Source organism: Halopseudomonas laoshanensis (assembly GCF_008365385.1).
Lineage (GTDB): Bacteria > Pseudomonadota > Gammaproteobacteria > Pseudomonadales > Pseudomonadaceae > Halopseudomonas > Halopseudomonas laoshanensis.
Map to the genome: position 1 here is coordinate 70,888 of NZ_QOVF01000005.1, position 14,843 is coordinate 85,730.

The 14,843-nt window shown below is 59.2% G+C and carries 9 protein-coding genes; 1 reads left to right on the forward strand and 8 read right to left on the reverse strand.

Annotation, left to right across the window (positions count from 1 at the left end; genetic code table 11):
* Positions 1–81: 81 nt before the first annotated feature.
* The gene (locus DT594_RS14940) at positions 82–492 is read right to left on the reverse strand and encodes a hypothetical protein (RefSeq protein ID WP_149333425.1); all 411 of its coding nucleotides are present in this window, start codon (positions 490–492) and stop codon (positions 82–84) included.
* A gap of 217 nt (positions 493–709) precedes the next feature.
* On the opposite strand from DT594_RS14940, the gene DT594_RS14945 reads away from it, so the two are divergent.
* Positions 710–3,118, forward strand: coding sequence for a phosphoketolase family protein (locus tag DT594_RS14945; RefSeq protein ID WP_149333427.1), 2,409 nt, complete (start codon positions 710–712; stop codon positions 3,116–3,118).
* A gap of 3 nt (positions 3,119–3,121) precedes the next feature.
* Here the strand turns inward: DT594_RS14945 and DT594_RS14950 are convergent, their stop codons facing one another.
* The 7 genes from DT594_RS14950 to DT594_RS14980 form a co-directional block, all read right to left on the reverse strand.
* On the reverse strand, positions 3,122–5,377 hold the full coding sequence (locus DT594_RS14950; protein WP_246164653.1) for a putative bifunctional diguanylate cyclase/phosphodiesterase: 2,256 nt from the start codon (positions 5,375–5,377) through the stop codon (positions 3,122–3,124).
* Positions 5,378–5,577: 200 nt separating this feature from the next.
* Positions 5,578–8,262, reverse strand: a complete 2,685-nt coding sequence (locus DT594_RS14955) for a cation-translocating P-type ATPase (RefSeq protein WP_149333429.1) — start codon at positions 8,260–8,262, stop codon at positions 5,578–5,580.
* Positions 8,263–8,303: 41 nt separating this feature from the next.
* Entirely contained in the window at positions 8,304–9,212 is a 909-nt protein-coding gene (arcC, locus tag DT594_RS14960) for a carbamate kinase (protein WP_149333430.1), read from the reverse strand.
* A 1-nt stretch (position 9,213) separates the two neighbouring features.
* Complete coding sequence (argF, locus tag DT594_RS14965) at positions 9,214–10,215, reverse strand: ornithine carbamoyltransferase (RefSeq protein ID WP_149333432.1); 1,002 nt, start codon at positions 10,213–10,215, stop codon at positions 9,214–9,216.
* A gap of 18 nt (positions 10,216–10,233) precedes the next feature.
* Entirely contained in the window at positions 10,234–11,463 is a 1,230-nt protein-coding gene (locus DT594_RS14970; RefSeq protein WP_149333434.1) for an arginine deiminase, read from the reverse strand.
* Between the two features lie 33 nt (positions 11,464–11,496).
* A complete protein-coding gene (locus tag DT594_RS14975) occupies positions 11,497–12,945 on the reverse strand; it encodes a YfcC family protein (RefSeq protein WP_149333436.1) in 1,449 nt (482 codons plus the stop codon).
* 276 nt (positions 12,946–13,221) lie between these two features.
* A complete protein-coding gene (locus DT594_RS14980; RefSeq protein ID WP_149333438.1) occupies positions 13,222–14,820 on the reverse strand; it encodes a GMC family oxidoreductase in 1,599 nt (532 codons plus the stop codon).
* Positions 14,821–14,843: the final 23 nt, after the last annotated feature.

Genomic DNA, 14,843 nt, shown 5'->3' on the forward strand with positions numbered 1-14,843 from the left:
AGGAAAAAGCCGCCATTGTAGCGGATTTACTGCCTTCGGTGCAGTACTACCGTACCGAAGGCAGTAACGCCAGTGCGCGATCTAGCGCGGCAAGACGCGGATAAACACGATGGTGCCGATACCCCAGAGCGCATTGAGGATAAAGCCGATAACGAAGCGGCCCGGCAACTGGGCCATATCAAAGCCCATGCCCTTGAGCGGGAACACCACCAACAGTGCCACCAAAGTCAGCACAATACCGCCAAACAGCGCAGCTTTGAGCCAGACCATGCTATTACCGATGCGATCCAGCAACGCGATCATGACCAGCGCCCAAAGCCCGCCGAAAAACGCCCCGGAAATAACCGAAGGCACACCCAAGGGTTTGGTAGCTGCCAGATTGAACGGCGCAAAAGGCACTACCCCGGCGGCATGGAGAAGCCCCAGAGCGACCTGATGAAAACAGAAGACCGCGAGAAATCCCGCAACAAACACCCATATCCAACGCTGCATGCTCACACCTCATTATTATTGTGATTTTGGCTATTCATTACCCCGACTGCTGGCAGGTCTCTCTGCTGATTACCTGCGCAACGTCTCAAATATAGCAGGGATCAGCGGGCGCGATGCTTGCTTACTGTTGCAAGGCTTGATGCAGATCACAGCGCCCGGGCAACCGGCTTCTATACTGGATCGAACCCGTTAACCAAGATGATGCCGGAGCCTTGACGTGAGCCAGCTATTACCCGACCAAAGCACCCTTGACGCTCACGCCGAGCAATGCCCGGACTTTGCCCGTTGGTGCGAAGGCCTGGGCGTCATCACTCACACAGCCATCACGCAGGCGGCGGTATACAGGCTTGCCCACCAGTTGGTTCAGAGCGGCCATCAACCGGATGTGGCAGCGGTTTATCAACTGATGATCGCGCTGGACCAGATCACCAACGCCGGTATGTGGCTGGTGGTGCATATGACCTATGCCAAACGTTGCCATGTCGACGGCCGCGAACTGGCTGCCGAAGATTTCAAATCCCGCCCCGAGGGTCACACCGGCGGCGCTCTGAATATTGTTCCCGCCTACGCCGGCTACCTGGCACTGAACAGCCTGACCGGGCACACGCGCAGCTGGTTGATGGGCCAAGGCCACTGCGTCGCGGCCATCGATGCGCTCAATGTGCTGGTCGGTAACCTGCATCCGGAGCAAGCCCAGCGCTATGCAGGCGGTTCTGGGCTGGATCAGTTGCTGAAAGATTTTTACAGTTACGCACAGCTTCCTGACGGCCGTCCCGCCGCGCCGCTGGGTAGTCATGTAAACCCCTACACCGCTGGCGGCATTATCGAGGGCGGTTACCTGGGTTTTGCCGAGCTGCAATATGCGCATATGCCCCTGCCAGGTGAAACTCTCGTTGCCTTCCTGTCCGATGGCGCAGCTGAGGAGCAGCGCGGCAGTGACTGGATACCCCGCTGGTGGCGGGCAGAGGATTGCGGCACGGCTTTGCCGGTGATGATCGCCAATGGCCGACGCATCGAACAACGCACTGAACTGGGCACCAGTAAAGGGCTGGACGGCTTTGCCGCACACTTAAAGGCTTGCGGCTTTGACCCGATCCGTTTTGACGGCCGGGATCCGGCCGCTGTTGTTTGTACCCTGCTGGAAATGGAGCGACGCCTGGAGCACAGGGTCGCCGAGTATCGCAGCGGCATCCTGCATTACCCGCTACCGATTCCCTATGCCATTGCTGAAACCACCAAGGGTTTCGGGTTCTACGGTGCCGGGCAGAATGCCGCCCACAACCTGCCCCTTCCCGGCAATCCGCGGCATGATGCCACCTCGCGCGAATTATTTAATCAACATGCAACCCAGCTGTGGATTGATCCGCAGAGCCTCAGCCATGCGCGCGCGCAATTGCACAATCATGCGCAGACTGCGCGGCCACTGGAGCGCGACCACGCCCTGGCCACGCGCAACCCGCCGCATCCGGTGATTCCGTTGGTTGAATGGAGCAATCAGGCACGCTCGCCGATGCAGGCTGTAGATCGCTTTTTTGTTGCCTTGGTCGAGGCCAATCCCGATTTACGAACTCGGGTCGGCAATCCCGACGAGCTGGCGAGTAACCGTCTCGGCGGCGTGCTGGAGGCATTGAAACATCGGGTCTGTGAGCCGGAAAGTGCGCTGGAGGCGGTCGAAGGCCGGATCATTACTGCACTGAACGAAGAAGCCGTCGTCTCTGCCTGCCTCGGCAACAAGGGCGGCTTGAACCTGGTCGCCAGCTATGAAGCCTTTTGCGTAAAGATGCTCGGGGCGATACGTCAGGAGCTGATTTTTGCCCGGCATCAGCGCACTGTAGGGCGCCCGGCAAAATGGCTCGGGTTTCCCGTGATTGCGACGTCGCATACCTGGGAGAACGGCAAGAACGAGCAATCCCACCAGGACACCACCTTCTGCGAAGCCTTGCTCGGCGAGATGCATGATGGCGTGCGCGTGCTCTTCCCCGCAGACTACAACAGCACGCTGGCGTTGTTGCCCAGCGTGTATCAGGCCCGAGGCCAGATCAGCTGCATGGTCATTGCCAAACGCGACTGCCCCGTCAGGATGGACCCGGCACAGGCGCGCCTGCTGGCCACCCAGGGCGCCATTACCTTGGCCGAGCACCGCGGGGCGACCGAACTACTGTTGCTGATTGCCAATGGCGGCTATCAACTTGGGGAAATGCTCCGCGCCAGCCAGCGCCTGACCGCCCATAACCAAAGCTGGCGGCTGGTCTACCTGCAGGAGCCTGGCCGCTTCAGCGTGCCGCGCGACAGCCTGGAGGGCCAGTGGGTCGCGCCAGCAGAGCTACACGAACAGCTGTTTCCCGCAGCGCTGAAGCATCGCGTTCTGCTCTCGCATATGCGTCCCGAGATACTGCGCGGGCATTTGCATAACCTGCTGCCATCAGCTCCGCACAGCCGGGTTCTGGGCTATATCAATCAGGGCGGCACTTTGGATGAAGCCGGAATGATGTTCGCAAATCGTTGCAGCTGGGCCCACGTGCTGGTCGCCGCAGCTGACGTACTAGGCGCCAACCCGCAGGTGTGGATGGATGAACACGAATGGTCGGCGGTAAATGGCCAGGGTAATCCAGCATTGCTGCGCTAGAGGCTAATGCAGCAGCGCCGGTGCAGCGCTGTGATGATCGAAATCCGGGTCCAGCATGCTGTCGAGTAATGGCTTGATCAAACCGGCTGGTTGCGGACGGCCGAACCAGTAGCCCTGAACAAACTGACAGCCCTCGGTATGCAGAAACTCCATCTGTTCGGGGGTTTCGATCCCTTCGGCAATGATATCCATCCGCAGGCCGCGCCCCAGGCCGATGATCGCCCGGCTGATCGCCTTCAGGCGTTCATCCCCGGCGGCTTTGGTGATAAAGCTTTTATCCACCTTGATGATATGCAGCGGGTAACGGTGCAGATAACCCAGCGACGAGAAACCCGTGCCGAAATCGTCCAGGGCAATGCGTACCCCGCTATTTTCCAGCTCGCGCAGCGTCGCCAGGGTTTCCGGACCGTCTTGCATCAACAGGCTCTCGGTTATTTCCAGCACCAGGCTGGTCGCCGGAAAGCCTGTTTCCGCCAACACCCGTGCGACCACATCGGCAAAACCGCTTTCCTGCAACTGGCGGCTGGAGAGATTGACCGAGCAGCGCAGCTTCTTGTGACCGTTGGCGTGCCAAAGCAACACCTGGCGGCAGGCTTCACGCAACACCCATTCACCCACTTCGACGATAGCGCCGGTTTCTTCCAGCACCGAAATAAATTCATCCGGTGGTACTAGCCGATCACCCCGCCGCCAGCGCAGCAGCGCCTCGACGCCCACCACCCTGGAACGCGAAGCTGCCACTTCTACAATGGGCTGGTAATGAATTTCAAACTGGTCACGGCTTAACGCATCGGTTAACGCATTTTCCATTTCCAGGCGATGGTGCGCATCGCGTTGCAGCGCATCGCTGTACAGCGCCATCTGCGCCTTGCCGGATGCCTTCGCCAGGTCCAGCGCCAGGTCCGCCTCACGCAAGGCATCCTGCTCCCGATCATGCCCCTTGAGCCCTGCGACGCCGATACTGGCGCTGAGTGTCAGACGCCGATTGCTGACCATGATCGGCTGATGCAGCGCGTTCATGATGTGTTTCGCGACCATCTCGGCGTCGCTCGCCGCAGCCATATCGTCCAATAGCACGACAAACTCATCACCGCCGAATCGGCACAGGTGATCACCTGGTCGCAGGCAACGCTCAATGCGATTGGCCACCTGGATCAGCACCAGATCGCCGGTGTGATGCCCCAGGCTGTCGTTGATCAGTTTGAATCTGTCCAGATCGATAAACAGTACCGCCGCATGCCGGGCTCCGGGCCTTGACTGACGCTGCGAGGCCTGTAGCAAGAGTTCGTTCATGCTCTGCCGATTAGGCAGACCGGTGAGTGGATCGTGTAGAGAAGAATGAACCAGCTCGCGCTCTGCCGCTTTGCGTTGACTGATATCGGTCTGTGAGCCGGCCAATAGCCGCTGGCCATGCGCATCAACGCACAACAGCCCGCGAATCAACACCCACACCAGCTCACCGTTACGCTTGCGCAACTGACATTCCAGATGTACATGAGGCTCGGCGCCGGATAAATGCCGTTGCACTGCAGTATTAAACGCATCGCGATGGCTGAGCGGCATCAGCGCCAGCCAATCGCCGAAACTGCACGGCGCGGCAGCAATACCCAACTCCAGCATGCATAGCCAGCGCTCGGAGACCTGCATGCGATCGTCGTCTACTTGCCATTCCCAGAGCCCGTCATTGGCACCCAATACCGCCCGGACATATCGGGCTTCACTGTCTTCCAGAGCCATCTGGCCGGCCGCCGCGTGGATATCTACCGCCAGACTCATATCAAAAAACACGGCTTTAAGCAGGCAGCCGTATAACCTTTGAGCAATATCCGGTCGAGCGGCCCAATGATCGCTGAGCGCGGCGTGCATGTATTGAAGGTAGAAGTGATAGGCCGCCAGACAGGTTTTGGATTCCAGCTGGTCACGTTCGTGGCCGAGATTGGATAACACGCGCAGACGGATGTGCTGCATATCATAGGGTCCGCGCAACAATTGCCGACAATAGCGCAACCGTTGATACGGCAATGGGGTGAACAGACCCGGATACTCGGACTGGGAAGTCAACTCGGAAAACTGACGAAGGTGCTGATGCAGCGCTTCCACACAAGCCAGATGCAGCTCTTCGATGACGGCAGCATGGCCGGTCAGGTGCGCCAGGTGTTCATCTTCAAGGGCAAGAATCTGCATCCGCTGCCGTATACCGGCTGGATTGAGTCCCAGGTGCGTCTGCATTTCCTGCAACTGCTTTTTAAGATCCAGCAATACCCTGACTCCCCTCAGTCAAGCGCCGAATCGGCTCTGTCCCTGACCATCTTTCATCCAAAATGCGCCATGCCCAACCATCAATAGCGCTGCCCACTGCCGGTTTGCACGAAGCTCACCCCGAAACGCAATGTGACGCAGTTAACGCTTTTGATCTGCTCGACATAAAACGCTATTTTATCCGGCTGCGTCAATCCCCCCTATGCGCGACGGATGCGTTTTTCCAGTTCCAGAATCAGCAACACCATCACCCCCGCCAGCGGCGCGATCATCAGTACAGATGCGCTCAATGATGCGGTCATAAACAGTGCCTGCATAAAGCTCGTATAGGTGAACAACCACTGCAGCAGCACTATAAGTGCAATCACAATCCATACCGCGGGCGTACCCAAGATGCCGCGCAGCGTCAGAGAGGCGCTGTCCAGATAGCGTACGGAGAACAGGTAGAAAACTTCCATGGCCACCAGCGTGTTGACCGCCAGCGTGCGCGCTGCCGCTTCGCCCAGCCCCGCCTGCAGCGCCCACTGGAAGCTGGCAAATATACCGCCGAGAAACAGCATTGAAACCAGTACTATGCGCCATACCAGAAAGGCATCCAGAAGGCTCTCGGCGCTGCGTCTGGGTGGTTTGTGCATCACGTCCGGCTCGGCCGGTTCGAACGCCAGCCCCATGGCCAGAACGACCGACCCGACCAGGTTGACCCAGAGAATTTGCAATGCGGTAATCGGCAGTGCCAGGCCCAACAGCAGCGCGACAATCAGACTGGAGGCCTCGCCGCCATTGATCGGCAACAGAAAACTGATCGCTTTTTTCAAATTGGTATAAACCGTACGACCTTCGCGCACTGCGGCGGCCAGCGTGGCGAAGTTGTCATCCAGCAGCACAATGTCGGACGCCTCACGGGCCGCGGCAGAGCCCTTCTGCCCCATCGCGATACCCACGTCCGCCCTTTTCAATGCCGGCGCATCATTGACCCCGTCACCGGTCATGGCGACCACGCCGTGCGCTGACTGCAGAGCTTGTACCAGGCGCAATTTATGTTCCGGGCTGGTTCGCGCAAACACATCCACACGCTGAGCCAACTCCAGCAATTGCTCGTCGTTCAGGGCGTCGATATCCTGCCCGGTCGCCACTTCGCCGGTATTGCGCAAACCCAAGCGTTCGGCAATGGCCCTGGCAGTCAATGCGTGATCACCGGTAATCATTTTCACCTGAATCCCGGCCTGATGGCATTCGGCGATGGCCTCCATCGCCTCCTGCCTAGGCGGATCCAGCAAGCCTACGACACCCAGCAGTTGTAGCTGATCGCCCAACTGTTCCACATTTAGCACACCACTCATGTCTGCCGGGCTAGCGCCAGCCAGTGCCAGCACGCGCAGTCCCTGCGCTGCCAACTGATCAATGTTCTGTTGCCAGCGCTGAAGGTCCAGCGGCACCGCTGCGCCCTGGTGATCGAGCGCCGAGCCGCACAAGGCCATGACCTGTTCGGGTGCGCCTTTGACCAGGATGCGTGCATGCCCGTGATGATCATGATTGAGCGTCGCCATATAGCGCAGCGCCGCATCAAAGGGCACTTCGTCTTGCCTGGCCCATTGCGCAAGATAGCTGCTGGCCTCCAGCCCTGCCTTGGCCGCCAGCACCAGCAACGCCCCTTCCATCGGGTCGCCCAGCACCTTTGCATGCTCACCGCGATGCTCCAGCCGCGCGTCGTTGCACAAGAGCGCTGCCTGGGCGACAGCCTGCAGCAGTGAGGCGGGCGGCGGGCCTGAGGTGGCGTCACCGATACGTCCTTCAGCCGCATAGCCGTCGCCACTGACCGGGTAGACCTGAGCATCCAGCACCACGGCCGCCACCATCATTTCATTGCGGGTCAGGGTGCCGGTCTTGTCCGAACAGATCACCGAGACCGCGCCCAGTGTTTCAATCACCGGCATGCGCCTGACCACCGCTTTGCGGTTGGCCATCCGCTGTACCCCGATGGCCAAAGTAATCGTCAGAATCGCCGGTAAACCCTCAGGTATCGCCGATACCGTCAGCGCCACCACAGCCATAAACAGCTCAGGGATCGGGCGGTCACCAAACTGCCAGCCGACCAGGAATACTAGCGCCCCGGCCAGCACGATGATCAATGATAGGAAGCGGGCAAACTTGTTCATTTGCAACGTCAAGGGTGTTTGCAACACATTGACGGTTTCAAGTAGCCCGGATATACGCCCTATTTCACTGCGCTCACCGGTAGCTACGACCACACCCCGACCAGTTCCAGCGCTCACCAGGGTGCCCGAATAGGCGAGGCAGAATCGGTCCCCCAGCGCCGCATTCGCCGCCTGCGGATCCAGACTTTTTTCTACCGGCACCGATTCGCCGGTCAGCATCGATTCGTCGACCATCAGGCCATGCAACTGATCCAGCCGCACATCGGCTGCAATTCGGTCACCCGGCTCGAGCAGAAGAACATCGCCCGGCACCAGTTCGCTGGCATCGATATGTTTGCGCTCACCCTCACGCAGTACCATCGCCCGTGGCGCGAGCAAATGCCGAATCGCGACCAGTGCCTGCTCTGCTCGACCTTCCTGAACAAAGCCGATGACTCCCTGAAACAGGACGACGGCGAAAATGACACCTGAATCCAGCCAGTGCCCCAGTATCGCCGTGACCAGCACGGCCACCATCAACACATAGATCAGCACATTGTTGAACTGAGCCAACAACCTCAACCAGATCGGCCGCGGTTTGCTACCTGTCAGTACATTGGGGCCATATTCCTTCAACCGCAGGCTGACCTGTTCAGCATTCAGCCCCTTCGTCGGCACCTCCAGCGTCAGGCGTACCTGTTCAGTGGTTTGTGCATGCCAATGTGAAGACTGCGTCCGTTGCTCAGTCATGCGCCTATCCTGTAGTCGAGGGATGTATTAGAAGTAAAGCGTCAGGCTAGAGTAATGCGAGTGCCCGCCTGCCTTTCGAGCATGGCCAGCGCGTCCTGCAACCGGCCAATGGCACTAAAGCCGCCGGACTCGGCGAAATCGCATGCCACTTTTACCTTTGGCCCCATGGAGCCGGCGGGCATGACCAACTGCCGCGCTTGAGCCACACTGATATCCGCCAGCGGCCGGGCGGAAGGCTTATCAAAATCTTCGTAAACAGCCTCGACATCGGTCAACATCAGCAGAGCATCCGCACCGAGCTGGGCGGCCAGTAAAGCGCTAGAGGCGTCCTTGTCGATAACTGCTTCCACCCCCATCAAGCTGCCGTCTTCCAGGCGCACCACGGGTATGCCCCCGCCACCGGCGCATATGACCACCACGCCACGATCCAGCAACAGCTTGAGTACCCGCAGATCAGGGATTTCGACAGGTCGTGGGGACGGCACTACGCGGCGCCAATGCGGACCATCAGCGGCGATATGCCAACCAGCGGCGGCGGCGCGGGATTCAGCTTCAGCCTGGGTATAAACCGGCCCAACAAATTTATCCGGTTTGAGAAAAGCCGGATCGTTCAGCTCTACCAATACCTGGGTCAGTAAGGTCGCTACCGGACGATCGTGCTCCAGTGCGTTTTCCAACTCCTGCTCGATGATGTAGCCGATCATCCCCTCGGTCTGCGCCCCCAGTACATCCAGCGGAAAGGCTTCATCAGCGTTGTAGGCGGCGCCTTGTAACGCCAGCAAACCCACCTGAGGTCCATTGCCATGGGTGATCACCAGGCTGTGCCCAGCACGTACGAGAGCCGCCAGTGACTGCGCAGCAATCTGCACATTGTTGCGCTGCGCTTCGGCCGTCAACGGCTGACCACGCATCAACAGCGCATTACCCCCTAAAGCCGCGACTACCAGCATCTCAGGACCCCAACGTGGCGACCAGCACCGCCTTTATGGTGTGCAAACGGTTTTCCGCCTGGTCGAAGACAATGGACGCGGAACTCTCGAACACCTCGTCGGTTACTTCCATCGCATCAATCCCGAACTGCGCCTGAATATCTTTGCCCACGACCGTCTCGGTATTATGAAATGCAGGCAGGCAGTGCATAAACTTCACCCGCGGATTCCCGGACTTCTCCATCAGCGCCGTGTTAACCTGATAGGGCATCAATAACTCAATGCGTTCGGCCCACTTTTCCTTGGCTTCGCCCATCGACACCCAGACATCGGTATAGATGAAATCGACGCCCTTGACCGCTTCATCAACCTGCTCGGTAATCACGATACGCGCGCCGGTTTCCTGGGCGATCGCGCGCGCCTCATCCTTGATTGCCTGCGCCGGCCAACAGGCGCGTGGCGCGCAGAGACGCACGTCCATGCCCATCTTGGCGCCACCGATCAGCAAGCTGTCGCCCATATTGTTCGCCGCATCGCCAATAAACACGAAGGCCACCTCATGCAGCGGTTTTTCCACATGCTCCTGCATGGTTAGAAAGTCCGCGAGTATCTGCGTCGGGTGAAACTCGTTGGTCAGGCCGTTATATACCGGCACCCCAGCGTACTCTGCCAGCTCTTCGACAATGCTCTGGCCAAAGCCGCGATACTCGATGGCGTCATAGATCCGGCCCAGCACCCGCGCCGTATCCTTGACCGACTCCTTGTGGCCGATATGCGTGCCGGTCGGCCCTAGATAGGTGACTCTGGCGCCCTGATCGTAGGCCGCAACCTCAAAGCCGACACGGGTGCGGGTCGAGTCCTTTTCGAAGATCAGCGCAATATCCTTACCGCGCAGCTGGGGCACTTCGGTGCCGGCATATTTGGCGGTTTTCAGATCAGCGGAGAGCTTGAGCAAAAAGCTGATTTCCTGTGGGGTAAAGTCGCGCAGGGTAAGGAAGTGCCGGTTTTTCAGATTGAAAGCCATGGTCGTTGTCCTGTCAGATTAAACCGCGTCGCGGATGGTTGGGCAGCTCATGCAATGGCCGCCACCGCGACCCCGCCCCAGCTCGGCACCGGGTATTGCCAGCACCTCGATGCCGGCGGCTTCCAGCTTGGCATTGGTGTCATCGTTGCGGTCATAGCCAATCACCACGCCGGGGCTCAGCGCTAATACGTTGTTGCCGTCGTTCCACTGCTCGCGTTCACGTTCGGCCGGGTTTTCACCGCCGGTGGTTACCAGCTCCAGCGATGGATAGCCCAGCACCTCGGCGACCACATCGAACAAGGGCCGTGGGTCGCGACGAAAGCTCAAGTGCTTGCCGCCCTCACCTGGGCGCAGGTCGTAGCAGACCACTTCGTCCGCGACTTCCTTGAAGGTAGTAACGATATTGCCGCCGCACAAAGTGAACACCGTATCCAGGTGCATGGCAGCGCGGGACTTGGGAAGCTGGCAGGCAATTACCCGCTGTGCCACGCCCTGTTTGAACAATGCGTCAGCCAGTTGGCCAATAGCCTGGGGCGAAGAGCGCTCCCCCATGCCGACCAACACCGTGCCGTTGCCCACCGGCATGATGTCGCCACCCTCCAGGGTCGCCAGACCGTGATCCTTGCTCGGATCTCCCCAGAGCACCGACACCTTGCCGGTGAAAACCGGATGAAATTGATACACCGCTGCCATCAGCAGTGTTTCCGGCCGCCTTGCTGGCCAATACATGGGATTCAACGTGACCCCGCCATAAATCCACGCGCTGTTGTCGCGGGTAAACAACATGTTCGGCAGCGGCGGCAGAATAAAGCCGAAGCGGCCCAGGTGGCTGCCGAACAAGCCCACCGGATCAAAGGGCAAGTCACCCACCTCAAGGCCGCCAATCAGATATTGCGCCAGGGTCGCGCCGGGCAATTCATCCATCCACTGGCGCAGATCGGAGAGCATGCCCAAGCCAATATCGTTGCGGGTGATGCGCAGGTCCAGCAGCCACTTGCGGGCTGCGGGAATATCCATGGTCTCGGCCAGCAGATCGTTGACATCCAATACCTCGATGCCACGGCCGCGCATCAGACTGGTAAAAACATCATGATCCTTCTGCGCCTGTTTGACCCAGAATACGTCGTCAAACAGCAGAGCGTCGCAGTTGGATGGAGTCAGACGCCGGTGGGCCAGGCCGGGTCGGCAAACGATAACCTGACGCAGAACACCGGTTTCGGAATGAACACCTAAGGTGCCGTTAGACATACATGATTCCTTTTATGCTGGGTGTGCGCGCCTTCAAAGGAACACGCCAATGCTGAGAATCAGGGAAACGAACAGGGTGAGGATCAACAGCAAGGGCCAGATGAACACCAGCCAGCGGTCGTAGGACACCCGCCCTATCGCCAGCCCGCCAATCACTACGGCAAAGGTAGGGTTGATCAGATTGACCAGTCCGTTAGCTGCCTGGTAAGCGGTCACCACCAGATCACGCCCGACGCTGGCAAAATCGCCCAGCGGTGCGAGGATCGGCATGGACAGCACCGCCAGCCCTGAAGACGATGGCACGAACAGGCTCATGCCCGCCTCGATCCAGAACATCACATGAATAAACGCCAGCTGCGGCAAGCCACCGAGGGAACTCTCCGCACTGTGCAAAATAGTGTCGGCAATCATCCCCTGCTCCATGATCACCACAATCCCACGCGCCAGCCCGACTACCAACGCCACGCCTAGCAGATCGCGAGCGCCGTCGACAAAGCTGCCGGTCAACTGCTTTTCACCCAGCCGGGCAAGAATGCCGATGACAATCGCCGAACCTAGAAACAGCGCGCCCATGCTGGCCATCCACCAACCCTGGGACGAGACGCCCCAGATCATCACGATAAAAGTCAGAGCGAAGATCACCAGCACCAGCATCTGGGTGCGGGTCAGGCGCGTATCCTTGAAGTCGTCTTCGTGGCCTTGCAAAAAAACCTGGCGATGGGCTTCGCGCTGTTTGGCCACGACCGAACGGCTGGGGTCAGCCTGTACGCGCTTGGCATAGCGCATGACATAGGCCGCGCAGATGATCAGCCCACCAACCAGCATCACCAAGCGCAGCATCAGGCCGTCGGTAAAGGGAATATCCGCCGCATTGGCGGCGATGACGGTAGCGAACGGGTTGATGGTCGAACCGATAACACCAATGCCCGCGCCAATCAGGATGATCGCCACACCGGTGATCGCGTCATATCCGGCGGCGATCATCACTGGAATCAGAATCGCGTAAAAGGCCAGGGTCTCCTCGGCCATGCCATAGGTGGTGCCCCCCAGCGCAAACAGCGTCATCAGAATGGGGATCATCCAGATTTCATGGCCCTTGAGGTGACGCATGGCGCTGCGGATGCCGGTGTCGATGGCCCCGGTCGCATTCATTACGCCGAGAAAACCACCAAGGAAAAGCACGAACAGGGCAACGTCAATGGCGTTGGCGGCGTAGCTGTCAGGATCGTAAAAGCCGGCGGTGGGCGCCAGCATGACGTCAACAAAACCCTGTGGGTTGGCTTCCACTTGCTGATAGGTGCCGGGCACCGCCACTTCGCGGCCGACGCTTTCGTTCATGACCCGCTCGTACTTGCCCGCTGGAATAACCCAGGTCAGCGCGGCGACGAAAATGATCAATAAAAACAAAATGGTATAAGCCGTAGGAAAGCGGCTGGCCAGATCCTTGTGCTCAGTCTTCAAAGACGGTTCCGGTGCATTCATTTTGCGCTTCTCTTTGTAGTCGCAGCTAGGCATTGGCCGCGGTAGTGAACGATCTGACCCCAGTCTCAGCCAGCAGCTTGCACCACGTGCAGCAGGAGGCAGATGACATAGATCAAATTTTGTTCAGTTGGCGGTTTGATAGCTGAAGAGGCGAGTCGCGGGTTAGGTAAGGTGTAGACAAGGCTCAGGACTGGGCTGTGGGGGGCCAGAACCAGATTGGCAGGCAGTGCCTGGAACGGCTGTCCAGGCACTGAAAATGAGGCGCCGAGTTAACCGCTACTGAGTCAGCAAACTGGCGAGCTTTTCGGCAATCATCAGTGTCGGCGAGCAGGTGTTGCCCGAGGTAATGCTCGGCATGATCGACGCATCCGCCACGCGGATACCGCTCAAACCGTGCACGCGCAACTGCTCATCCACCACCGCGTCCGGCCCCTGCCCCATCGCGCAGGTACCGACCGGATGAAAGATGGTAGTGCCAATCTGCGCAGCAGCCTGGGCCAGATCCGCTTCGCTGGTGAGTGCTGCGCCGGGTAGATACTCCTCGGGTTGGTATTGTGCCAACGCCGGCGAAGCCGCTATGCGCCGGGTCAGCCGGATCGCATCCGCTGCCACGGCCAGATCCTCTGGATGACTAAGATAGCTCGGCTGAATCAGCGGTGGCTGGCGCGGATCATCGCTGGCGATCTGCACACGGCCACGGCTCTTGGGTCGCAGGTTGCACACAGATGCGGTAAACGCCGGAAAGGCGTGCAAGGGCTCACCAAAGCGCTCCAACGACAGGGGCTGGACGTGGTATTGCAGGTTGGCTGAAGTCTGACTTGGATCGGACTTGGCAAAGGCCCCGAGCTGACTCGGCGCCATCGCCAGCGGGCCGGATCGGTCCAATGCATAACGCCAGGCCATGCGCGCCTTGCCCATCAGCGTCGAGGCCATCTGGTTCAGCGTTTCGACACCGCTGACCCGATAAACCAAGCGCAACTGCAGATGATCCTGAAGGTTCTCACCCACTCCCGGGAGTTCATGCCGCACTGGCACGCCGTGGGATTCCAGCAGTTCACGCGGTCCGATGCCGGAGCGTTGCAGTAACGCCGGCGAGCCGATCGCACCGGCGCACAGAATCACCTCACGGCGCGCGGCAATATCCAGCACCTCGCCTTTGTAGCGCAGGCATACACCGGTGACCCTGTGCTCCTGCAGATTCAGCGTCTGCACCTCGGCGCCGGTCAGCACGGTGAGATTGGGACGTTTGCGAATCGGTGCGAGGAACGCTTTGGACGCATTCCAGCGCACGCCGCGTTTCTGATTGACCTGAAAGTAGCTGCAGCCTTCGTTATCACCGGTATTGAAATCATCGACCGTGGGGATGCCGGCCTGCGCCGCCGCCTGCCGAAAATCGTCCAGCAGCGGCCAGTGCAGTCGCTGGGTTTCCACCCGCCATTCACCCTGATGGCCGTGGTATTCACTGGCACCACCATGGTGATTTTCCGATTTGATAAACAACGGCAGCACGTCCTTCCAGGCCCAGCCTTGGTTGCCCGCTGCGGCCCAGGCATCGTAATCGCTGGCCTGGCCGCGCATATAGATCATGCCGTTGATCGAAGAGCTGCCGCCCAGCACCTTACCCCGCGGATAGCCAAGCGAGCGTCCATTCAGGCCGGGTTCGGGTTCGGTTTTATAGCACCAGTCAGTGCGCGGGTTGCCAATACAGAACAGGTAGCCAACTGGAATATGAATCCACAGATGATTGTCGCGCCCGCCGGCTTCCAGCAGCAGCACGCTGACTTCTGGATCCGCAGATAATCGATTGGCCAACAGACAGCCAGCCGGACCAGCACCGACGATGATGTAATCGTATTCGGACAGCAGCTTGGGCATCCATCTGTACTCTTGTTGTTTGA

Excerpts from the sequence above, each read along its gene's own strand:
- argF (WP_149333432.1), bottom strand. The coding sequence starts at position 10,215 with ATGGCTTTCAATCTGAAAAACCGGCACTTCCTTACCCTGCGCGACTTT.
- DT594_RS14975 (WP_149333436.1), bottom strand. The coding sequence starts at position 12,945 with ATGAATGCACCGGAACCGTCTTTGAAGACTGAGCACAAGGATCTGGCC.
- DT594_RS14970 (WP_149333434.1), bottom strand. The coding sequence starts at position 11,463 with ATGTCTAACGGCACCTTAGGTGTTCATTCCGAAACCGGTGTTCTGCGT.
- DT594_RS14940 (WP_149333425.1), bottom strand. The coding sequence starts at position 492 with ATGCAGCGTTGGATATGGGTGTTTGTTGCGGGATTTCTCGCGGTCTTC.
- arcC (WP_149333430.1), bottom strand. The coding sequence starts at position 9,212 with ATGCTGGTAGTCGCGGCTTTAGGGGGTAATGCGCTGTTGATGCGTGGT.
- DT594_RS14955 (WP_149333429.1), bottom strand. The coding sequence starts at position 8,262 with ATGACTGAGCAACGGACGCAGTCTTCACATTGGCATGCACAAACCACT.
- DT594_RS14980 (WP_149333438.1), bottom strand. The coding sequence starts at position 14,820 with ATGCCCAAGCTGCTGTCCGAATACGATTACATCATCGTCGGTGCTGGT.